Origin of the sequence: Paraburkholderia sp. SEWSISQ10-3 4, assembly GCF_030464785.1 — a bacterium.
Lineage (GTDB): Bacteria > Pseudomonadota > Gammaproteobacteria > Burkholderiales > Burkholderiaceae > Paraburkholderia > Paraburkholderia aspalathi.
Genome location: NZ_JALPRI010000033.1, coordinates 1 through 22,243 on the forward strand (window position 1 = coordinate 1; position 22,243 = coordinate 22,243).

At 61.9% G+C, this 22,243-nt stretch carries 17 protein-coding genes; 15 read left to right on the plus strand and 2 right to left on the minus strand.

Features of this window, described 5'->3' with window-relative positions; genetic code table 11:
* Positions 1 to 203: 203 nt before the first annotated feature.
* A complete protein-coding gene (locus tag M0D68_RS34420) occupies positions 204 to 1,400 on the minus strand; it encodes a M20 aminoacylase family protein (protein WP_200622850.1) in 1,197 nt (398 codons plus the stop codon).
* A 178-nt stretch (positions 1,401 to 1,578) separates the two neighbouring features.
* Between M0D68_RS34420 and M0D68_RS34425 the strand changes: the two genes are divergently transcribed.
* Positions 1,579 to 3,657: a molybdopterin-dependent oxidoreductase gene (locus M0D68_RS34425; protein ID WP_200622849.1), complete on the plus strand. Its 2,079-nt coding sequence runs from the start codon at positions 1,579 to 1,581 to the stop codon at positions 3,655 to 3,657.
* Between the two features lie 147 nt (positions 3,658 to 3,804).
* On the plus strand, positions 3,805 to 5,478 hold the full coding sequence (locus tag M0D68_RS34430) for a long-chain fatty acid--CoA ligase (RefSeq protein ID WP_093645278.1): 1,674 nt from the start codon (positions 3,805 to 3,807) through the stop codon (positions 5,476 to 5,478).
* 223 nt (positions 5,479 to 5,701) lie between these two features.
* On the opposite strand, the gene M0D68_RS34435 is transcribed toward M0D68_RS34430, so the two are convergent.
* Positions 5,702 to 6,871: a porin gene (locus M0D68_RS34435; protein WP_093645276.1), complete on the minus strand. Its 1,170-nt coding sequence runs from the start codon at positions 6,869 to 6,871 to the stop codon at positions 5,702 to 5,704.
* A gap of 302 nt (positions 6,872 to 7,173) precedes the next feature.
* On the opposite strand from M0D68_RS34435, the gene coq7 reads away from it, so the two are divergent.
* The 13 genes from coq7 to M0D68_RS34500 all read left to right on the plus strand — a co-directional run bounded on the left by coq7 (position 7,174) and on the right by M0D68_RS34500 (position 22,239).
* Positions 7,174 to 7,806, plus strand: a complete 633-nt coding sequence (gene coq7 / locus M0D68_RS34440; protein ID WP_093645274.1) for a 2-polyprenyl-3-methyl-6-methoxy-1,4-benzoquinone monooxygenase — start codon at positions 7,174 to 7,176, stop codon at positions 7,804 to 7,806.
* Between the two features lie 409 nt (positions 7,807 to 8,215).
* Positions 8,216 to 8,644, plus strand: coding sequence for a division/cell wall cluster transcriptional repressor MraZ (gene mraZ, locus M0D68_RS34445; protein WP_025647927.1), 429 nt, complete (start codon positions 8,216 to 8,218; stop codon positions 8,642 to 8,644).
* A 15-nt stretch (positions 8,645 to 8,659) separates the two neighbouring features.
* Positions 8,660 to 9,613, plus strand: coding sequence for a 16S rRNA (cytosine(1402)-N(4))-methyltransferase RsmH (rsmH, locus tag M0D68_RS34450; protein ID WP_200620016.1), 954 nt, complete (start codon positions 8,660 to 8,662; stop codon positions 9,611 to 9,613).
* Positions 9,610 to 9,960, plus strand: a complete 351-nt coding sequence (ftsL, locus tag M0D68_RS34455; protein ID WP_200620017.1) for a cell division protein FtsL — start codon at positions 9,610 to 9,612, stop codon at positions 9,958 to 9,960. The genes rsmH and ftsL overlap by 4 nt, the downstream gene beginning before the upstream one ends.
* Entirely contained in the window at positions 9,957 to 11,822 is a 1,866-nt protein-coding gene (locus tag M0D68_RS34460; protein WP_200620018.1) for a penicillin-binding protein 2, read from the plus strand. The genes ftsL and M0D68_RS34460 overlap by 4 nt, the downstream gene beginning before the upstream one ends.
* Positions 11,819 to 13,366, plus strand: coding sequence for a UDP-N-acetylmuramoyl-L-alanyl-D-glutamate--2,6-diaminopimelate ligase (locus tag M0D68_RS34465; protein ID WP_200620019.1), 1,548 nt, complete (start codon positions 11,819 to 11,821; stop codon positions 13,364 to 13,366). The genes M0D68_RS34460 and M0D68_RS34465 overlap by 4 nt, the downstream gene beginning before the upstream one ends.
* The gene (gene murF, locus M0D68_RS34470; protein ID WP_266226720.1) at positions 13,363 to 14,775 is read left to right on the plus strand and encodes a UDP-N-acetylmuramoyl-tripeptide--D-alanyl-D-alanine ligase; all 1,413 of its coding nucleotides are present in this window, start codon (positions 13,363 to 13,365) and stop codon (positions 14,773 to 14,775) included. The genes M0D68_RS34465 and murF overlap by 4 nt, the downstream gene beginning before the upstream one ends.
* A gap of 17 nt (positions 14,776 to 14,792) precedes the next feature.
* Positions 14,793 to 15,962, plus strand: coding sequence for a phospho-N-acetylmuramoyl-pentapeptide-transferase (gene mraY / locus M0D68_RS34475; protein WP_093645262.1), 1,170 nt, complete (start codon positions 14,793 to 14,795; stop codon positions 15,960 to 15,962).
* Positions 15,963 to 15,985: 23 nt separating this feature from the next.
* Entirely contained in the window at positions 15,986 to 17,500 is a 1,515-nt protein-coding gene (gene murD / locus M0D68_RS34480; protein WP_200620021.1) for a UDP-N-acetylmuramoyl-L-alanine--D-glutamate ligase, read from the plus strand.
* A complete protein-coding gene (gene ftsW / locus M0D68_RS34485; protein WP_200620022.1) occupies positions 17,497 to 18,777 on the plus strand; it encodes a putative lipid II flippase FtsW in 1,281 nt (426 codons plus the stop codon). The genes murD and ftsW overlap by 4 nt, the downstream gene beginning before the upstream one ends.
* Entirely contained in the window at positions 18,774 to 19,892 is a 1,119-nt protein-coding gene (gene murG / locus M0D68_RS34490; protein WP_054040787.1) for an undecaprenyldiphospho-muramoylpentapeptide beta-N-acetylglucosaminyltransferase, read from the plus strand. Before ftsW ends, murG begins: the two co-directional genes overlap by 4 nt.
* Positions 19,889 to 21,292: a UDP-N-acetylmuramate--L-alanine ligase gene (gene murC, locus M0D68_RS34495; RefSeq protein WP_200620023.1), complete on the plus strand. Its 1,404-nt coding sequence runs from the start codon at positions 19,889 to 19,891 to the stop codon at positions 21,290 to 21,292. The genes murG and murC overlap by 4 nt, the downstream gene beginning before the upstream one ends.
* Before the next feature lie 5 nt (positions 21,293 to 21,297).
* The gene (locus tag M0D68_RS34500; protein WP_200620024.1) at positions 21,298 to 22,239 is read left to right on the plus strand and encodes a D-alanine--D-alanine ligase; all 942 of its coding nucleotides are present in this window, start codon (positions 21,298 to 21,300) and stop codon (positions 22,237 to 22,239) included.
* Positions 22,240 to 22,243: the final 4 nt, after the last annotated feature.

The window sequence follows — 22,243 nt, forward strand, 5'->3', positions numbered from 1 at the left end:
CCCGCAAAGGTGGGGTTTCTGCGTTTACGGCCCTGAAAATTCCGTCAGCAACGCCGCTCACTCCTTCCCGATCCGCAGCGCGTTCGCGTACCCCGTCAACTCCATACAAGCGCGTCCGACGTCAGTAGCGCCGCGCGTCGACATACGCGCAGCTACAGTCGACGGCTGAATCACAAGCCCTCTCCCAGATCCATTCAGCCGCCTTATTTCTCCTGTGCCAGAAATCGCTGCGCCAGCCGAACCCAATACGTCGAGCCGATTGGCAATAGCTCGTCGTTGAAGTCATAGCTCGCGTTGTGCAGCATGCAAGGCCCGGCACCATGTCCTGATTCCCGATGACCACCGTCGCCGTTACCGAGAAATGCGTAGCAGCCCGGCTTCGCCAGCAGCATGAACGAAAAATCCTCAGCGCCCATCGTCGGTTCGACTGAGTCATCAACATTTTCCGCACCGACAACTTCCTTCATGACCGACGCCGCGAAGCGGGTCTCTTCGCTGCTGTTGATCGTCGGCGGGTAGTTTCGATGGAAGTGAATGTCGACCGAGCAATCGTAAGCCTCGGCCGTGCTCTGGGCGATCTTGCGCATGCGTGTTTCGATCAGATCGAGCGTTTCGGTGGTAAACGTCCGCACCGTCCCTGCGATCCACGCATCGTCCGGGACGACATTGAGCGCGTCGCCGGCGTGAATCTGGGTGATCGACAACACGGCGGTATCGAGCGGTTTCTTGTTTCGCGTGATGATGCTCTGCAGCCCGCTCGCAATCTGAACCGCGGTGAACACCGGGTCGCGGCCGTTGTGCGGCAGCGCCGCGTGTGACCCCACGCCTTTGATTTCAATGCGAAATTCGTTGCTGGACGCCATGATCGGCCCTTCGGTCACACCGAAGTGGCCTGACGGCATGCCCGGCCAGTTGTGAATGCCGAAGACCGCATCGACCGGAAACTTCGTGAACAGCCCATCGTCGATCATTGCCTGCGCGCCGGCGCCGCCTTCTTCTGCCGGTTGAAAGATGAACACGATCGTGCCGTCGAACTCGCCATGTTTGACCAGATGCCGCGCCGCGCCGAGCAGCATCGCGGTATGTCCGTCATGGCCGCAAGCGTGCATTTTGCCGTCGTTCTGCGAACGATGATCGAAGCTATTTAGCTCCTGAATCGGCAATGCATCCATGTCGGCGCGCAGTCCGATCGAGCGCGATCCGTTGCCGCGCTTCAGTACGCCGACTACGCCTGTTTTGCCCAATCCGCGATGAGTCTCGATGCCCCAGGACTCAAGTGTCCTGGCAACCAGATCCGCTGTTGCTGTTTCTTCATAACGCAACTCGGGGTGAGCATGAATCGTTCGTCGAAGGGTTTGAATTTCGCCGTGAGCGGCCTGGATTTCTGGGATCAGTTTCATGATGGTGCGCTTGTGCTTTGCTTTGCGTGGAATCGCTCGGGGCCATATTGCCCGGGCACGTTGATAACCGATTCTACGCCGAAGGCGTTTTTGGCGGCACCACGCAGGTCAACGGGCCGCGGAAGTAATAAAATTCGGGATTGCCCTGCCGCTTACTGCTCTCCTGGACGGACCGCCGATGAATGCCCCGACTGAATTCGCTCGCGCAGTGTGTCCGCACGATTGCCCTGATACCTGCGCGATGCGCGTAACCGTCGAAGGCGGACGGGCGATCAAGGTCGTCGGCGACCCCGATCACCCGCCGACGCAAGGCGCGCTGTGTACCAAGGTCAGCCGCTATGCCGAGCGGGTGCACCATCCGGATCGGTTGACGACTCCGATGAAGCGCGTCGGCCGCAAAGGCGAAGGCCGTTTTGAGCCGATTAGTTGGGACGAGGCGCTTGAGTTCGCCGCAGCACGCCTGTCGGAAATCGCGCGCCGTGCGCCCGAAGCCATCATGCCCTACAGCTATGCCGGTACGATGGGCCTGGTTCAAGGCGACAGCATTGCGCAACGGTTCTTTCACAAACTCGGCGCATCGCAGTTAGACCGCACGATTTGTGCAGCCGCCGGTGCGGCGGGGTTGAAATACACCTACGGCGCGGGCATTGGCATGCTCACCGAGTTTTTCGGCGAAAGCGAGGTTATCCTGATCTGGGGCTCGAACCCCATCGCTTCGAACCTGCACTTCTGGACACGCGCCCAGGAAGCCAAGCGTCGCGGTGCAAGGCTGATCGCGATCGATCCGTACCGGTCGCTGACGGCGGAAAAATGCCACCAGCACATTGCACTGAAGCCGGGAACTGACGGCGCTTTGGCGCTCGGCATGATCAACGTGTTGATCGCGGAAAATCTGCTCGATCACGCCTACATCGCGGCTCATACCTTGGGCTTTGCAGAACTGAAGGATCGCGCACTCAGTTATCCGCCGTCACGTGCAGCTCAAATCTGCGGTGTCGACGAGCAGGTGATCGTCGATCTTGCACGCCTTTACGGTAGCACGAAAAAGGCCGCGATCCGGATGAACTATGGCCTGCAACGGGTGCGTGGCGGCGGTAACGCGGTGCGCGCAATCGCCTGCTTGCCTTCGCTGACAGGCGCATGGCGCGAGCGGGCGGGTGGTGTGTTGCTGTCTTCGGGCGGATGGGCGCCGGTGGATTCGCACGCGTTGCAGCGCCCGGACCTGATGGCGGGCTGGGCCGCCAGGACTTCGCGCGTCATCAATATGAACGCAATCGGCGATGCGCTGCTGCATCCGGGTGATGCCACGTTCGGCCCGAAAGTCGAAGCGATCATCGTCTATAACTCGAATCCGGTCGCGGTCGCGCCGGACTCGGAACGGGTTGCCGCAGGTTTTGCACGCGAAGACCTGTTCACGATCGTCCTCGAGCACTTTCAGACCGACACCGCGGACTACGCCGATCTACTTCTGCCTGCCACGACCCAGTTGGAGCACCTCGACGTGCACAAGTCGTACGGACACACACATGTGATGGTCAACTTGCCGGCGATCGCGCCGGTCTGCGATGCACGCCCGAACACGGAGATTTTTCGCGGCCTCGCGCGCCACATGGGCCTGCAGGAGCCGGCACTTTACGAGAGCGACGACGCTATCGCGCAGTCGGCTTTCCGCTGGAACGACAAAACGCTGGAAGGCGTGAATTGGGACTCGCTAAAGAAAACCGGCTGGGCCGCGTTGAACCTGCCTGACGCACCATTCGCCGAGGGCGGCTTTCGCACGCCGTCCGGTAAATGCGAGTTCTTCAGCGAGCGCCTCGCGCAGCAAGGGCTCGATCCGTTGCCCGACTACCTGCCGCCTTACGAATCCGAAGACGGCGCGCCCGAGCTCGCCGCTCGTTACCCGCTTGCGATGATCTCGCCGCCTGCTCGTAACTTCCTGAACAGCACTTTCGTGAATATCGAAAGCCTGCGTTCCACAGAGGGCGAGCCGCACCTGGACATCCACCCGTCCGACGCACAGCAGCGAAACATCGCTGACGGTGACCTGGTGCGCATATTCAACGATCGCGGCGCGATGCAGGCGCGTGCCCGTGTCACCGACAAGACACGTAAAGGGCTCGTGGTCGGGCTGTCGATATGGTGGAAGAAGCTCGCGCCCGACGGCTGTAACGCCAATCAGGTCACCAGCCAGGCGCTCACCGATCTGGGCGGATCGGCTACGTTTTACGACTGCCTCGTCGAAGTCGAACGCGCCTGAAAACACGTTCAAAAATCTCGCGGCAACGGCTCGCAGCGGGTTCGAGGTTGCAGTCTAACCTGGCCGCTTTTCACGAATAGCACAGGGATGCCCATGCTACGATGCGTTTTTAGCACGACCATTCGAAAATAAAGGAGGAGACGCTGCATGGACAAAATCTGGCTGAAATCTTATCCACCCGGCGTTCCCGCAGAGATTGATCCGACTCGCTATTCGTCCGTCGCCGAACTGCTCGAAGAAGCCTTCCGCGACCACCGCGCCAAACCGGCGTTCGTCTGCATGGGCAAGGAGATCAGCTACGGCGAGCTCGACGAACTCTCGCGCAAGCTGGCCGCGTGGTTTCAGTCGAGGGGTCTTGCCCGTGGCGCGCGCATCGCGATCATGATGCCGAACGTGCTGCAATATCCTGTCGCGATTGCGGCGATCTTGCGCGCGGGTTACGTGGTGGTGAATGTGAACCCGCTCTACACCCCGCGGGAACTCGAGCATCAGCTCAAGGACAGCGGCGCGGAAGCGATCATCCTGCTCGAGAACTTCGCTGTCACGCTGCAGGCGATCGTGGGCAATACGTCGGTCAAGCACATCGTCGTCGCAGCAATGGGCGATCTGATGGGCGTGAAGGGTACGCTGGTGAACTTTGTCGTGCGGCGAGTGAAGAAGATGGTGCCGGCGTGGAGTCTCCCGGGCCACGTCAAATTTAATACCGCGATCGCCGAGGGTGGCCGTCAGAGTTTCAAGCCGGTCCAGCAAGGTCCGGACGACGTCGCGTTTCTCCAGTACACGGGCGGCACGACCGGCGTGGCCAAGGGCGCGACGCTCCTGCATCGGAACCTGATCGCCAACGTGCTGCAGTCGGAAATCTGGCTCGATCCGGTTCGCGCTAACCGCAAGGACATCGATCAGTTCGTCACGGTTGTTGCGTTGCCGCTTTATCACGTCTTTGCGCTGACGGTCTGCGGGCTGCTAACGATCCGTACCGGCGGCCTTGGCGTGCTGATTCCGAATCCGCGCGATATCCCCGGCATGATCAAGGCGCTGGAAGGCTATCCGATCACGACGATTCCCGCCGTCAATACGCTGTACAACGCGATGTTGAACAGCCCGGACTTCCACAAACTCGATTTTTCGAAGCTGATCGCAGCAAATGGCGGCGGTATGGCGGTACAGGAAGCGGTCGCCAAGCGCTGGTTCGAGCACACGCATACGCCGATCATCGAAGGCTACGGTCTGTCGGAGACCTCGCCGTGCGTCACCTGCAATCCGGTCACCGTCACGGAATATAGCGGCACGATCGGTTTGCCGCTGCCGTCGACGGAAATCTCGATTCGCGACGACGAAGGCAACGAGGTGCCGCTCGGCCAGCCGGGAGAAATCTGCATCCGCGGGCCGCAGGTGATGGCGGGTTACTGGAACCGCCCGGACGAAACCGCCAAGGTCATGACGTCGGATGGCTTCTTTAAATCGGGAGATGTCGGCTTGATGAACGAAAATGGCTTCGTCAAGATCGTCGATCGGAAGAAGGACATGATTCTGGTCTCGGGTTTCAACGTCTATCCGAACGAGATCGAAGACGTGGTTGCCAAGCTGCCGGGTGTGTTCGAAGTCGCGGCGGTTGGCGTGCCGGATCAGCATTCAGGCGAAGCGGTGAAGCTGTTTGTCGTGAAGAAGGACCAGGCGCTTACCGATGCGGACATCTTCGCGTATTGCAAACAGCAATTGACCGGCTACAAGCGGCCGAAGATCGTCGAATTCCGGACCGAACTGCCCAAGAGCAATGTCGGCAAAATTCTGCGTCGCGAATTGCGCGACGGCCGGGCGTAAGCGCGTCACGCGCATCAGGCTCATCGGCAGCCTGGCCGAAGCCGACACGAAGTAACGCACTGAGTGAAAGAAAGAGAGAAAGGCCCGGCAGACGAAAGTCTGCCGGGCCTTTCTCTTTGAGCCGTCGTATTCACGCAAAACAGCGGGCCGCGCGATGCGGCGCGCAACCATAAAAAAAGGCGCCCGAAGGCGCCTTTGAGGCAAACTGCTTTATTACGACTTATTAGAACTTGTGGCGGATACCAACGCGAGCTGCGAGTTGGTTCTGGTTCGACGAACCCGACAGGCCGTTGATGCCAGCCGTTGCGTTGACCGTAGCGCCCGCTGCGTTCAGCGTTTCGCCCAGAGCGTGTTGGTACACACCAATCACGTACACGTCGGTACGCTTGGACAGGAAGTAGTCCACGCCAACCGAACCTTGGTGGTACTGAGCGCGCGATGCGCCGTTGATTTCCGCGCCGCGCGTGTAGTCATACGCTGCGCCGACCAGCAACGCCGGGGTCAACTGATACTTGAAGTTGAGTTCCGCGTTGTTGAACGTAGCCGATTGGCCCTTGAACGGCGACGTGAACGACGCGCCCAGGTTGCCGAAGCGGATGTTCGAGTACGTAGCACCGATCGTTGCTGCGCCGAACGTGTATGCGCCGCCTGCACCGATCACCTGGTAGGTGTTAGCCGAAGCGAAGCCTGCGTAGACCGGCGACGTCACAGCTGCGTTCGCTGCCGTAGTCGTGCCGCCGTTGTTGAACAGGCCGCCCGAAGCTGCCGGGGTACGCGCGTTCAAATAGCCAACGCCCAAGACCAACGGACCGTTGTTGTAGCCAGCGCCCAACGACCAGATCTGGTTCGACGTAACGTTGCCAGCAACACCGCCGAAGCTGTACGTGCCGCCGAACGTCAGACCGCCGTAGTTTGCGCTCGTGTACTTGACCGTGTTGTTGGTGCGGTACGCGTTGTTGAAGTTGTCGATGTCACCCGGGTGAGCAGCGATGTAGCCGCCCCACTGGTCACCGGCTTCCAGCGGACCAACGTAGTCGACGACGGAGTCGTATTGACGACCCAGCGTGACCGTACCGAACTGGCTCGACAGGCCGACGTAAGCTTGACGACCGAACATCAGGCCGCCTTGACCCAGCTTGCCGTTGTTCACGTCAAAGCCGTTTTCCAACACGAAGATTGCCTTCAGACCGCCGCCCAGATCTTCCGTGCCGCGCAGGCCGAAACGCGAGCCTTGCATGACGCCGCTGGACAGGTTGTACAGGTGCTTGCCACCCGAGTTGGTGTTGATGTTGAAGCCTTCATCAATAATGCCGTACAGGGTCACGCTGCTCTGAGCATGTGCGACGCCTGCGAATGCGCCCAGTGCTGCGAGAGCGAGAAGCGACTTTTTCATCGAATGATCTCCAAGGATTACGAATCTTTTGTACAAGGCGAATATTTGTCTAGCGTTGAGGCCTTGCTTGTCCAACTTCGCGAGAAGTTGCACGTAATGTAACAAAAGGCATACATGGCACAAAGAAAAAGGAGACGGCCAGGGCCGGTCCTGTTTCGTTTACGCAACATGGTCTAAAATCTCAAATTGGCCGTCGGATTCGTTTGAATTCAAGGTCTTCGCGAAGCCGGGTTTACCCAGCAAAGTCTTGTCGCGTGGGCCGGTCAGCGCGGCGGGACGGTTGTCGAATCAGGGAGTGCTGAATGTTTCTGGACGAGTTGATTAGCGAGTTTGATCGGGGTTTACGCTCAATGACCGGCGTGTCGCGGATGAGTCGTCCATTGCCGGTTCCGCAAGAATCGGCGGCGGAGCCCGCTGAGCTGTCCCCGGAGGAGCGCGCCCACGCGGCTGGTTTGATGCGGGTGAACCACGTCGGTGAGGTGTGCGCCCAGGCGCTTTACCAAGCTCAGAAACTCGCGACCAGGTCGCCGTCTTTGCGAGCTGTGTTTAATCACGCTGCCATAGAAGAAGAGGATCATCTGGCGTGGACCGCCAAACGCCTCGAGGCGCTCGATTCGCGCCCAAGTCTGTTGAACCCGCTCTGGTATACAGGCGCGCTGGCAATCGGCCTCGCAGCGGGCCGCATGGGTGATCGCGTGAGTCTAGGCTTCATGGCCGAAACCGAGCGCCAGGTTGAACAGCATCTGGATAGCCATCTGGATCAGTTGCCCGCAGCCGACCGCGAGTCGCGCGCGATCGTCGAACAGATGCGCGTAGATGAAGCGGAGCACGGTAAATCCGCTATGGATGCAGGCGGCGTCGAGTTGCCATTCCCCGCACGCGCACTGATGCGCGCAGTATCGAAAGTCATGACCCGCACTGCCTATTACCTATAAGTTCGAGACTTCTGCTCACGCACCGCCTGAAAGTGGGACGACGCCTCGCGCGTCGTCCACACGAAATACCCGGAACGCCAGCAAACACCTCCCGATCGCGCTTCACGATCTCTTACATTCCGCGCCTTTCCCTCGCACTTTTCACGTATCACCTTCACAAGATTCACTAGCTCATTCATTTATAACGGTTTTCCGTTTTATGTCTGACGTGAAGGAGTCGCGCTAAGTCCTTGTTCTAACAAACAAAATTCGCTCGAAAAGCGTGTATCTCCCTTGACCCCTGTTTAGCGTTACTCTAAAGTGGGAGACAGTGTGAGAAAGTGTATTTTTGTGTGATCTCACGGGTGGTTTCGGGTAGATTTTCACGAATCGGATAGCTGGCGAAAAAGCGCCGGTATGGGAGAGCGAAGTGTTCCAAGGGGCGTCGGCGCTGACGCTCGATGCGAAAGGGCGGATGTCGATTCCCTCTCGCTATCGGGATGCGCTGCAAACACAGGCAGAGGGCCGGGTGACGATCACCAAGCACCCGGACGGCTGCCTGTTGCTCTTTCCGCGCCCGGAGTGGGAGATCTTCCGCGACAAGGTCGACAAGCTGCCTATGAACGCAGCCTGGTGGAAACGCATTTTTCTCGGCAACGCCATGGACGTCGATATGGACGGTGCGGGTCGCGTGCTCGTGTCTCCGGAATTGCGCGCGGCCGGCTCGCTGGAAAAGGAAGTGAACCTGCTCGGCATGGGTCGTCACTTTGAGTTGTGGGACGCACAAATTTACGCAGCAAAGGAACAGGCAGCGATCGCCGAGGGCATGCCCGAAGCGTTAAAGAATTTCACGTTCTGATCGCGGACTACATATATGGCACCTGCGATGGGAAACGAATTGCAGCATCGCACGGTGCTGCTGGAAGAGGCGGTCGAAGCGCTGGTCACACGCGCGGACGGCATTTATGTGGACGGTACGTTTGGGCGCGGTGGTCATAGCCGCCTGGTGCTGGAGAAGCTGGGTGAAGCCGGGCGCCTGATCGCGTTCGACAAAGATCCGCTCGCCATCGCCACGGCTCAGCAGATTGCGGATCCGCGCTTTGGCATCGTGCACGAGAGTTTTGCTTCACTGCGTGACGCGATTGCGGAGCGCGGGGTAGGGCGGGTGTCGGGTGTTTTGCTGGATCTGGGCGTGTCGTCGCCGCAAGTCGACGATCCGGAGCGGGGTTTCAGTTTCCGCGCCGACGGCCCGCTCGACATGCGGATGGACCCGACGCGCGGCGAGTCAGCGGCTGACTGGCTGGCGCGGGCCACGGTGCAGGAACTGACGGAGGTGATACGAGATTATGGGGAAGAACGGTTTGCTTTTCAGATTGCAAAGGCGCTTGTTGCTCGCCGGGCAGAGTCCGACCGTCTTGGGCCTCTCGTCAGCACGGGCGAGCTTGCCCAAATCGTGGCTAACGTCGTCAAAACCCGTGAGAAGGGCAAGGATCCGGCAACCCGCACCTTTCAAGCTATACGGATTCACATCAATCAAGAGCTTGCGGAGCTGCAAGTCGTTTTAGAAGCAGCGTTGTCGCTGTTGGAGCAAGGGGGGCGGCTGGTGGTCATCAGCTTTCATTCGCTCGAGGACCGGATCGTCAAGCGATTCATGCAGGCGCACGCCAGTTCGCCTGCGGTGGATCGCCGTCTGCCGATTCGTGCAGTCGATCTGCCGAGCCCTCCGCTCAAAATCATTGGCCGCATGTTCGCCAGCGACGCTGAAGTCGCCGCGAACCCGCGCGCCCGTTCTGCCGTGATGCGTGTGGCGGAGCGAATCGCGCCATGAGCCGCCTCAATATCTTCCTGCTGATGATCGTGATGGGCTGCGCTTTGTCTGTCGTTAACGCCACCAATCAGCAGCGTCAGATCTTTATCCAGTTGCAACGCGCGCAATCGCAGGAGCGCCAGTTGCAGCAGGATTATTCACAGCTTCAATATCAGCAGAGCGCGTTGTCGAAGACGTCGCGCATCGAGCAGATCGCCACTGATTCCCTGAGGATGCAATCGGTCACGACCGGGCGTACCCAATACCTGACGCTCGACCCGGGCGCCGCCAAGGCGGAGGACGCACCGATCCCGACTTCCGGTCCGGCGTCGGCGCCGCTTGCGACCCGTCGCGGAGGCGTGCGATGAAAAAATCGTCGACACGCAAAAGCGTCGCCTTTTCGGCGAACCCGATCCTGTCGGTGCGCCTGCCCATGTGGCGCTCGAAACTCGTCGTGTTCATGCTGTTCATGGCGTTTGTCGCGCTGACCGCGCGCGCCTTCTGGATTCAGGGGCCGGGCAACGCCTTCTATCAGAAGCAGGGCGAAATCCGCTATCAGCGCCGGCTCGAACTGCCGGCCACGCGCGGCAAGATTCTCGACCGCAACGGCCTCGTGCTCGCCACGAGTCTGCCGGTGCGCGCGATCTGGGCAATTCCCGACTCGGTGCCGGACGACCTCGGCGCCGACAAGCTGAACCAGCTCGGCAAGCTGCTCGGCATGACGAACAAGGAGTTGCGCGCCAAGCTGTCCGAGGACAAGAACTTCGTCTATGTGAAGCGGCAGGTGCCGGTCGACGTCGCCGAGAAAGTCACCACGCTGGACATTCCCGGCATTTACGCGCGCGACGAATACAAGCGCTTCTATCCGGAAGGCGAGATCACGGCTCACCTGATCGGCTTCACCAATGTGGAAGACGAAGGCCAGGAAGGCGTCGAACTCGGCGACCAGAAGTTGCTGGCTGGCATGTCGGGCAGCCGCCGCGTCATTAAAGACCGCATGGGCCACATCATCGAGGACGTGGACGAGCAGGTCGTGCCGCACAACGGCCAGGACGTCGATCTCTCGATCGACAGCAAGATTCAGTACATCGCGTATACGAACCTGAAAGCGGCCGTCGAGAAATTCAAGGCGAAGGCCGGCGCGGCGATGGTGATCGACGTGCGGACCGGCGAAGTGCTCGCACTGGTTAACTACCCGACGTATAACCCGAACGACCGTTCGCACCTCACGGGCGACCAGCTGCGCAACCGCATTCTCACGGACACCTTCGAACCGGGCTCGATCATGAAGCCGTTCACGGTGTCGCTCGCGCTCGACCTGCACCGTGTGACGCCGACTACACTGGTAGATACGGGGCCGGGCCGCTTTGTGCTCGACGGTGCGCCGATTACCGACGACAGCGCGTTCGGCGTGCTGACAGTGGGTGGCGTGATCCAGAAGTCGAGCAACATTGGCGCGACGAAGATCGCCATGCAGCTCAAGCCCGAAGAGATGTGGAACATGTACACCAGCATCGGTCTCGGCCAGGCGCCGAAGGTCGGCTTCCCGGGCGCGGCGGCGGGCCGTCTGCGTCCGTGGAAGAGCTGGCGCCGCATCGAACAGGCGACCATGTCGTACGGCTACGGCTTGTCGGTGTCGCTGTTCCAGTTGGGCCGTGCGTACACCGCGATCGCGCATGACGGCGAGATCATGCCAGTGTCGATTTTCCGCACGCCTGGCGATCAGCCGGCCACAGGCCCGCAAATTTTCGCGCCTACCACCGCTCGCGAAGTGCGCGCGATGCTCGAAACCGTCACGGCGCCGGGTGGCACGTCGCCGGATGCGGCCGTGCCGGGCTATCGCGTCGGCGGCAAGAGCGGTACCGCGTACAAGCACGGCGCGCACGGCTACGACCACTCCAAGTACCGCGCATCGTTCGTCGGCATGGCGCCGATGCCGAATCCGCGCATCGTCGTTGCCGTGTCGGTCGACGAACCGACGGCGGGCAGCCACTTCGGCGGTCAGGTGTCCGGTCCGGTGTTCTCGTCGATTGTCGGCGACACGCTGCGTTCGCTGAATGTGCCGCCGGATATGCCGGTCAAACAGATGGTCGTGTCGGACGATTCGGCGCCTGCTGCGCCAAGCGCACCGCCCTCGCCCGCAACGGTCAAGAAACTTTCCACCAGCGCCGGCGCGAAGAGAATGACGATTGCCGCCAACGCGAAAAGCCATCCCGGAGTTGTGCGATGAGCGCGCTGCGTAAGAAGCACCCAGCGCACCGGCAAATTGCCGACGCACTCAACTGGCTGCACGCTCGCGTGCAGCCAGGCGCGCATCTGCACGCCGACACGCGTTCGCTTGCGGCGGGCGACGCATTTTTCGCCTATGCGGTCGACGGCGCGGACAACCGCCCGTTTATCGACGGCGCGATCGAGCGTGGCGCGGCAGCCGTGCTGGTCCAGCCCGAAGGCTTTAGCGGTGCGATCGACTCGTCCACCACGCTGGCCGTGCCGGCGCTGAACGAACTCGCCGGTTCGATTGCGAGCGCCTGGTATAACGATCCGAGCGACGGCATGCTGACGGTCGGCATCACCGGCACGAACGGCAAGACCTCCTGCAGCCAATGGATCTCGGCGGCCTTGACCGCGCTCGGCAAGCGTTGCGCGATCATCGGCACGCTCGGCACCGGTCTGCCGGGTCAACTCGTGCACACCGGTTTCACGACGCCCGACGCGCCGCAACTGCAACGCAGTCTCGCTCAGTTGCGCGACGCCGGCGCGCAAGCGGTGGCGATGGAAGTGTCGTCGCACGCGCTGCATCAAGGCCGTGTGAACGGCACGGCGTTCGACATCGCCGTGTTCACGAATCTCACGCAGGACCACCTCGACTATCACGGCACGTTCGAAGCCTACGAGACCGCCAAGGCGCGTCTGTTCGCATGGCCGGAACTGCGCGCCGCAGTGATCAACCGCGACGATGCCGCAGGTCGCCGTCTGCTCGCGAGCACGAAGGGCCATGCTCGTACGATCGCCTACGGTCTCGACGAAACGCTGAAAGACGCGCCGCAAGCCGACGCGTTGCTGCTCGCCTCGAATGTGCGTGCAACCGCCACCGGCACCGCATTTCATCTGACCACATCCGACTGGGGCAACGCCGACGTCGAAGTGCAAACGCTCGGCGCTTTCAACGTCAGCAATCTGTTCGGCGTACTCGGTGCATTGCTTGCAGCCGACGTGCCGTTCGACGCAGCGCTTGCCGAACTGGCGAAGCTCGAACCGGTAAATGGCCGCATGCAACGTCTCGGCGGCCGCTTGCAGAACGACGAGCCGCTCGTCGTGATCGATTACGCGCACACGCCGGACGCGCTGGAAAAGACCCTGGAAGCACTGCGCCCGATGGCGGCCGCACGTGGTGGCGAACTGATCTGCATGTTCGGCTGCGGCGGCGACCGCGACGCGACCAAGCGTCCGCTGATGGGCGCGATCGCCGAGAAGCTCGCCGACGGCGTGGTCGTAACCAGCGACAACCCGCGCAGCGAAGATCCGCAGTCGATCATCGAGCAGATCGCCGTGGGTATGAAAGACGCGTCGAAGGCGCGCCGTATCGAGGACCGCGCGAGCGCGATCCTGCAAGCGATCCGCGGCGCCGCGCGCGAAGACGTCATCGTGCTGGCCGGCAAGGGGCATGAAGCAACACAGGAAATCATGGGTAAGAAGCGCGCTTTCTCCGATCAGGACCACGCTCGCCTTGCGCTTGCCGCACGGGCGACGCACGTACGCGGAGGTGGCGAATGAGCATGTTCTCGCTGCGTGAAGCCGCCGCGCTGATTCCCGGCGCCACCGTGCTCGGTGATGACAGCGTCACGTTCGAACGCGTTTCGACCGACAGCCGCAGTGCCGGTCCAGGCGATTTGTTCGTCGCCATCAAGGGTGAGCGTTTCGACGCGCACGATTTCCTGCCGGAAATCGCGTCGCGCAACGTCACGGCGGCGCTGGTGACGCGCACGCCGCAAGACTGGCACGTGCCCGCTTTGCGGGTAGCCGATACGCGTGTCGCGCTCGGTGCACTTGCGCGCGGCTGGCGGCGCACGTTCAGCATGCCGCTCGTCGCCGTGACGGGCAGCAACGGCAAGACGACGGTCAAGGAAATGATCGCGTCGATCTTCGCTGCTGCTGTCGGCGCGGACGCACGCCTCGCAACTGCTGGCAACTTCAACAACGATATCGGCTTGCCGCTCACGCTGTTCCGTCTGCACGCCGCGCATCAACTGGCGGTGGTCGAACTCGGCATGAACCATCCGGGCGAGACCTCGCTGCTTGCGAAGATCGCCGAGCCGACGGTCTCGGTGGTGAATAACGCACAGCGCGAGCATCAGGAGTTCATGGCGACGGTCGAAGCCGTTGCGCTCGAACACGCCAGCGTGATTCACGCGCTCACGCCGGAAGGCGTCGCCGTGTTCCCGGCCGATGATGCCTACGCAAGCATCTGGCGCGTCGCCGCAACCGGCAACCGCATCATCGACTTCGCCTTGAACACCGCCGAGCGCGTGACCGAAGCCGCCGTAACCGGCACGTTCACCGGCAACGTTCTGAGCATTGACACACCGGAAGGCCACGTCGACGTCACGCTGCAAGTGCTCGGCGATCACAACGCGCACAACGCGTTGGCCGCGACATCGGCTGCGCTCGCCGCAGGCGTGTCGCTCGACGCAATCAAGCGCGGCCTCGAATCGTTCGGCGCCGTCAAGGGCCGTTTGCAGGCGAAGCGCGCCGCGCTCGGCACACTCGCCGGCGCAACGGTGATCGACGACACCTACAACGCCAACCCCGATTCAATGCGCGCGGCGATCGACGTCCTCGCATCGCGCGCATCACCGCGTGTGCTGGTGATGGGCGACATGGGCGAAGTCGGCGACAACGGCCCGGCGTTTCACCGTGAAATCGGCGCCTACGCCAAAGAACGCGGTATCGACGTGCTGTACGCCATGGGCGACGCCTCGCGCGACGCTTGCACTGCGTATGGCGCGGACGCGCATCACGTCGCCGATGTCGGCACGCTGGTCGCGCAATTGCAGCAGGCGGGTTTTGGCGCCGCTGCAACGCTTCTCGTGAAAGGCTCGCGTTTCATGCAAATGGAACGCGTGGTGGACGCCGTAACGAGTCCACAACCCAACGCAGCGGGCAATACGCCCGCTGCACATTGAAATAGAAGGACCGAAGCATGCTACTGGCGCTGGCGCAATGGCTGCAGAATGACGCAAGCTTCTTGCGCGTGTTCAGTTATCTGACTTTCCGTGCGGTGATGGCCACCATCACCGCACTGCTGATCGGGCTCGTCTGTGGCCCGGCGGTGATCCGCAAGCTGACCGCGATGAAGGTCGGTCAGGCCGTTCGTAAAGACGGTCCGCAAACGCACCTCGTCAAATCCGGTACGCCGACGATGGGCGGCGTGTTGATTCTGCTCGGCATTGCCGTGGCAACGTTGCTGTGGGCCGATCTGACCAACCGTTTCATCTGGATCGTGATTCTCGTCACGTTTGGTTTCGGTGTGATCGGCTGGGTCGACGATTACCGCAAGGTGGTCTACAAGGACCCGCGCGGGATGTCGTCGCGCGAAAAGTATTTCTGGCAGTCGGTGATCGGCCTGTTCGCGGCGGTGTATCTCGCGTTCAGCGTGTCCGAAGCGAGCAACGTGCGCGTGTTCGACCTGTTCATGGCGTGGGTGCGCAGCGGTTTGTCGATGGGCTTGCCGGCGCGCGCCGACCTGATGCTGCCGTTCGTCAAATCGATCAGCTATCCGCTCGGCGTGTGGGGCTTCATCGTACTGACGTATCTGGTGATTGTCGGCGCGAGCAATGCGGTGAACCTTACCGACGGTCTCGACGGCCTCGTGATCATGCCGGTCGTGCTGGTCGGCGCATCGCTCGGCGTGTTCGCTTATGTGATGGGTAGCTCGGTCTATTCGAAGTACCTGCTGTTTCCGCATATCGCCGGTGCCGGTGAGTTGCTGATCTTCTGTTCGGCGATGGGCGGGGCAGGGCTCGCGTTCCTCTGGTTCAACACGCACCCGGCGCAGATGTTCATGGGCGACGTGGGGGCGCTCGCGCTCGGCGGCGCGCTTGGCACGGTTGCCGTGATCGTGCGTCAGGAAATCGTGCTCTTCATCATGGGCGGCATTTTCGTTGCGGAGACACTTTCCGTGATGTTGCAGGTGACGTGGTTCAAATTTACCAAACGCCGTTACGGCGAAGGCCGGCGTCTCTTCAAGATGGCGCCGCTGCATCATCATTTTGAATTGTCGGGTTGGAAGGAAACGCAGGTGGTCGTGCGCTTCTGGATCATCACCCTGATGTTGTGTCTGTTCGGTTTGTCCACGCTCAAGTTGCGTTAAGTCGTATTTAGGGGAAGCAGGCGATGTTCGGCGAGAAGTTTCGGGATCGGCAAAAGCCGATGGTGCTCGTGCTGGGACTCGGTGAATCCGGTCTCGCGATGGCGCGCTGGTGCGCGCGGCACGGCTGTCGGCTGCGTGTGGCCGATACGCGCGAGGTGCCGCCGAACCTGTCCGCGCTGGAAGCGCACAGCGTCGACGCCGAATTCGTTGGCGGCCCGTTCTCGCTCTCGTTGCTCGAAGGTGTCGAACTCGTGGCGATCAGCCCGGGCTTGTCGCCGCTCGCCGCTGATTTGCTGCCGCTCATCACCGCGGCGCGTGAGCGGGACATCCCTGTCTGGGGCGAACTCGAATTCTTCGCGCAAGCGTTGAAGACGCTTGGCGAAAGCGGTTACGTGCCGAAGGTGATCGCGATCACCGGCACCAACGGCAAGACCACGACGACGAGTCTTACTGGCTTGCTGTGCGAACGCGCCGGCAAGAAGGTCGCGGTGGCGGGCAACATCAGCCCGGCCGCGCTGGACAAGCTCAGCGAAGCGATCGACAACACCGCGTTGCCCGACGTGTGGGTGTTGGAGCTGTCGAGCTTCCAGCTGGAAACAGCGCATACGTTTACGCCCGATGCAGCGGTCGTTCTGAACATCACGCAGGATCACCTGGATTGGCATGGTGGGCTCGACGCATACGCTGCCGCGAAGGGCCGCATCTTCGGTACACAAACCGTGCGCGTGCTGAATCGTGACGACGCCCGCGTGATGGCGCTCGCGCCTTCGGCCGATAGCGATGCCGCGATGGTCACGTTCGGCGTGACCGAGCCGAAGAACGACGGCGACTACGGTCTGCTGCGCGACAACGGCATGATCTGGCTGGTCGAGGCGCACGATCGCGACGTCAGCGACGAACCCGCACCGACGCGCCGTCGCAAGAACGAAGTGGCGGCGCCGAAGAACATCGCGCTCAAACGCCTGATGCCGGCGGACGCATTGCGTATCCGCGGCCTGCATAACGCCGCCAACGCATTGGCCGCGTATGCCTTGGCGCGCGCGATCGGTCTGCCTGGCGCGCCGCTTTTGCACGGCCTGCGCGAATACCGTGGCGAGCCGCATCGGGTGGAATTGATCGCGTCGATCGAAGGCGTCGATTACGTCGACGACAGCAAGGGCACCAATGTCGGCGCGACAGTTGCCGCGCTCGACGGCCTCGCGCAGCGCGCGGTCCTGATCGCCGGTGGCGACGGCAAGGGCCAGGATTTCGAGCCGCTCGCCGAGCCGGTGATGCGGTGGTGCCGCGCCGTGATGCTGATCGGTCGCGATGCGCCGCAGATTCGCGCCGCGCTGGAAGACACCGGCATCGCGATGACCGACCACGCGACGCTCGAAGAAGCGACGCGGGCCGCCACCGCATTGGCGCAACCTGGCGACGCCGTATTGCTGTCGCCGGCGTGCGCGAGCTTTGACATGTTCAAAGGTTACGCCCATCGCGCCGCGGTGTTCCGCAGCACGGTGGAAGACATCGCGGCTGAACGGGGGACGATGATATGAGCTGGTCGGAACGTTTCGGTTCGCGCCTGGCCGGCTCCCGTGCCGGCAATGGCGATACGGGTAGCACGAGCCGCGCCTCTGGCCGCCCGGGCGGCAGTGGTCTTGCGAGCGCCGTGAACGGCGTGCGTCCGCTGCGCTCGCGGATGCTCGACTACGATCACTCGCTGCTGTGGGTGGTCGTCGCCTTGCTGGGGCTCGGCGTCGTGATGGTGTATTCGGCGTCGATCGCGATGCCCGATTCGCCGAAGTACGCGTCGTACCGCGACTATGCCTTCCTCGTGCGCCAGATCATTTTCGTGGTGATGGGCTCGGTGATCGGCGTCGTGTCGTTCCGCATTCCGATTTCGACGTGGGATAAGTACGCGCCGAAGCTGTTCCTGATTTCGCTCGCCGCGCTGGTGATCGTGCTGATCCCGCACGTCGGCAAGGGCGTGAACGGTGCGCGTCGCTGGATTCCGCTCGGCATCACGAACATGCAGCCGTCGGAAATCATGAAGCTCGCCGTGACGATTTACGCGGCGAACTACACGGTACGCAAACAGGAATACATGCACAGCTTCGCCAAGGGCTTTCTGCCGATGGCGGTTGCAGTGGGTCTTGTCGGCGCATTGCTGCTGCTCGAACCGGACATGGGCGCGTTCATGGTGATCGCCGCGATCGCGATGGGCGTGCTGTTCCTCGGCGGCGTGAACGGCAAGCTGTTCGGCGGTCTGGTGGCGACTGCGGTCGGCACGTTCAGCTTGCTCGTGTGGGCTTCGCCATGGCGTCGCGAGCGGATCTTCGCTTACCTCGATCCGTGGGACGACCGTTACGCGCAAGGCAAGGCTTATCAATTGACGCACTCGCTGATCGCTTTCGGGCGCGGCGAATGGTTTGGCGTGGGTTTGGGCGGCAGTGTCGAGAAGCTCAACTATCTGCCGGAAGCGCATACCGACTTCATCCTCGCGGTGATCGGCGAGGAGCTAGGTTTTGTCGGTGTGCTCGTCGTGATCCTGATGTTTTACTGGATCGTACGCCGTTCGTTCGAGATCGGCCGTCAGGCGCTCGCACTTGACCGCACTTTTGCCGGGCTGGTCGCGAAGGGTATCGGCATCTGGTTCGGTGCGCAGACTTTTATCAACATGGGCGTGAACCTCGGCCTGCTGCCGACTAAAGGTCTTACGTTGCCGCTCGTTAGCTACGGCGGTTCGGGCATCGTGCTGAACTGCGTGGCGGTGGCTGTATTGATGCGTGTGGACTATGAGAACCGGGTGTTGATGCGTGGGGGCAAAGTATGACGGCTCTCCCGCAACGCACGCTGATGGTGATGGCCGGTGGCACCGGGGGACACGTGTTCCCGGGGCTCGCGGTCGCGCACCTGATGCAGGCGTGGGGCTGGAAGGTCGTATGGCTCGGTAATCCCGCGGGCATGGAAGCCACGCTGGTGCCGAAGCACGGCATCCCGATGGAATACGTGCGCTTCGGCGGACTGCGCGGCAAGGGCCTGAAGACCAAGCTGATGTTGCCGCTGAATTTGCTGCGCGCCTGCTCGCAGAGTTTGAGCGTGTTGCGTCGCGTGAAGCCGGACGTCGTGCTCGGCATGGGCGGTTACATCACGTTCCCGGCGGGTTTGATGACCGCATTGAGCGGCCGTCCGCTGGTGCTGCATGAACAGAATTCGATTGCGGGTCTCGCCAACAAGGTGCTCGCGAAAGTCGCGAAACGCGTGCTGGTTGCATTCCCGAATGCGCTGCCGCACGGCGAATGGACTGGAAACCCGATTCGTGCGGAACTTGCGGGCGCAATTGCACCCAAAGCACGCTACGCAGCGCGCAGCGGTCCGCTGAATGTGCTGGTGGTGGGCGGCAGTCTGGGTGCAGCCGCATTGAACGAAGTGGTGCCGCGCGCGGTTGCGCTGCTGGCGCCGAATGAACGTCCGCGCATCGTGCATCAGGCGGGCGCGAAGCATATTGAAGCACTGCGTGAGAATTATGCGGCAGCGGGCCTGCAGGCCGGCGCCGATGTAGAACTCGTGCCGTTCATCGACGACATGACGAGCGCGTACGCGAACGCGGATCTGGTGATCTGCCGTTCGGGCGCGATGACCGTGTCGGAGATTTCAGCAGTAGGCGTGGCGGCATTCTTCGTGCCGTTCCCGTTTGCAGTAGACGATCACCAAACCACAAATGCAGCGTTCCTCGCCGATAACGGCGCGGCGCTGGTCGTGCAGCAACGCGATCTGTCGGCGGAAATGCTCGCTGACTGGTTGCGCAGCCAGACGCGAGAGACCCTCGCAGAGATGGCAGAGCGTTCGCGCTCGCTCGCGAAACCCGACGCCACGGAACAGGTCGCGCAGATTTGCGCGACTGTGGCGGGTTCGATTTCGGGCGCGAGCCCAGAAGGAAAGCAATGAAACACATCGTCAAACATATTCACTTTGTCGGCATCGGCGGTGTCGGCATGAGCGGCATCGCGGAGGTGCTGGTCAACCTCGGCTATCAGGTGAGCGGCTCGGATCTCTCGAGCAACGCGATCACCGATCGCCTCGCTGCACTCGGCGCGCGCATCGCGATCGGTCACGCGGCGGAGAACATCGAAGGTGCGAACGCCGTGGTCGTTTCCACAGCAGTGCGCAGCGACAACCCGGAAGTGCTGGCCGCGCGTCATCGCCGCATTCCGATCGTGCCGCGCGCGGTGATGCTCGCGGAACTGATGCGCCTGAAGCAGGGCATTGCGATTGCCGGCACGCACGGTAAGACTACGACCACCTCGCTGGTGGCGAGCGTGCTGGCGGCGGGCGGGCTCGATCCGACCTTCGTGATCGGCGGGCGCCTGATCAGCGCGGGCGCGAATGCGCGTCTGGGTACGGGTGATTTCATCGTCGCTGAAGCGGATGAGTCGGATGCGTCGTTCCTGAATCTGTTCCCGGTGATCGAAGTCATCACGAACATCGACGCTGATCACATGGACACCTATGGGCACGACTTCGCGCGACTCAAGCAGGCGTTCATTGAATTCACGCACCGTCTGCCGTTCTATGGGATAGCGGTGCTGTGCGTCGACGATCCGAACGTGAAGGAGATCCTGCCGTTCGTGTCGAAGCCGATCATCCGCTACGGTTTTGCGCCGGACGCGCAGGTGCGTGCAGTCAATGTCGAAGCGCGCGGCGGCAAGATGCATTTCACGGCACTGCGTGAAGACGCGGCGCCGATCGACATCGTCTTGAACCTGCCGGGCGAGCACAACGTGCAGAACGCTTTGGCCGCAATTGCAATTGCGACTGAACTTGAAGTGAAAGATGCCGATATCCAGCGAGCGCTGGCGGATTTCAACGGCGTGGGCCGGCGCTTCCAGCGCTATGGCGAAGTGCCGGTCATGTCGGAAGGCAAACCGGCCGGCGCGTACACGCTGGTCGACGATTACGGTCATCACCCGGTTGAAATGGCGGCAACGGTGGCGGCGGCGCGTGGCGCATTTCCGGGGCGGCGTCTGGTGCTGGCCTTCCAGCCGCACCGCTTCACGCGCACGCGCGATTGCTTCGAAGATTTTGTGAAGGTGTTGTCGACCGTCGACGCGCTCGTGCTGACCGAAGTGTATTCGGCCGGCGAAGCGCCGATCGTCGCCGCGGATGGCCGCGCTCTTGCGCGGGCACTGCGCGTGGCGGGCAAGGTCGAGCCGGTGTTTGTCGATACGGTGGATGAAGTGCCGGACGCGCTCTCAGCGGTAGTGCGCGACGGCGATGTGGTGATCACGATGGGCGCGGGTTCGATCGGCGGTGTGCCGGGTCGCCTGGCGCAAGAAACGAAGGTGTGAGTGAAATGAGCAGCATCGACCCTAAACAATTCGGCAAGGTAGCAGTGCTGCTCGGTGGGGATTCCGCCGAGCGCGAGGTGTCGCTCAATTCCGGCCGCCTCGTGCTGCAAGGTCTGCGCGACGCCGGTATCGACGCCCATCCGTTCGACCCGGCTGAGCGTCCGCTCGCCGCATTGAAGGACGAAGGTTTTGTGCGCGCGTTCAACGCGCTGCACGGCGGTTACGGCGAGAACGGCCAGATTCAGGGTGCGCTGGATTTTTACGGCATCCGTTACACGGGCAGCGGCGTGCTCGGCTCGGCGCTGGGTCTGGACAAGTTCCGCACCAAGCTCGTGTGGCAGCAACTCGGCATTCCGACGCCGCCGTTCGAGGCTGTGCTGCGCGGCGACGACTACGAAGCACGCGCAAAAGACATCGTCGCGAAGCTCGGCTTGCCGCTATTCGTCAAGCCGGCCAGCGAAGGCTCGAGCGTCGCGGTGATCAAGGTGAAAAGCGCCGACGCATTGCCGGCAGCGCTGCTCGAAGCGGTCAAGTACGACAAGATCGTCGTGGTGGAAAAGAGCATCGAGGGCGGCGGCGAATTTACGGCCTGTATCGCCGGCGATCTGGATCTGCCGGTGATCCGCATCATTCCGGCCGGCGAGTTTTACGACTACCACGCGAAGTACATCGCGAACGACACGCAGTATCTGATTCCGTGCGGTCTGGCGGTTGACGAAGAGTCACGCCTGAAAGTGCTGGCGCGCCGTGCGTTCGACGTACTCGGCTGCACCGATTGGGGCCGCGCCGATTTCATGCTCGACGCCGACGGCAACCCGTACTTCCTGGAAGTGAACACGGCGCCTGGGATGACCGATCACTCGTTGCCGCCGAAAGCGGCGCGTGCGGTGGGTATCAGCTATCAGGAACTGGTGGTCGGCGTGTTGGCGCTGACGCTCAAGGATTAACAAA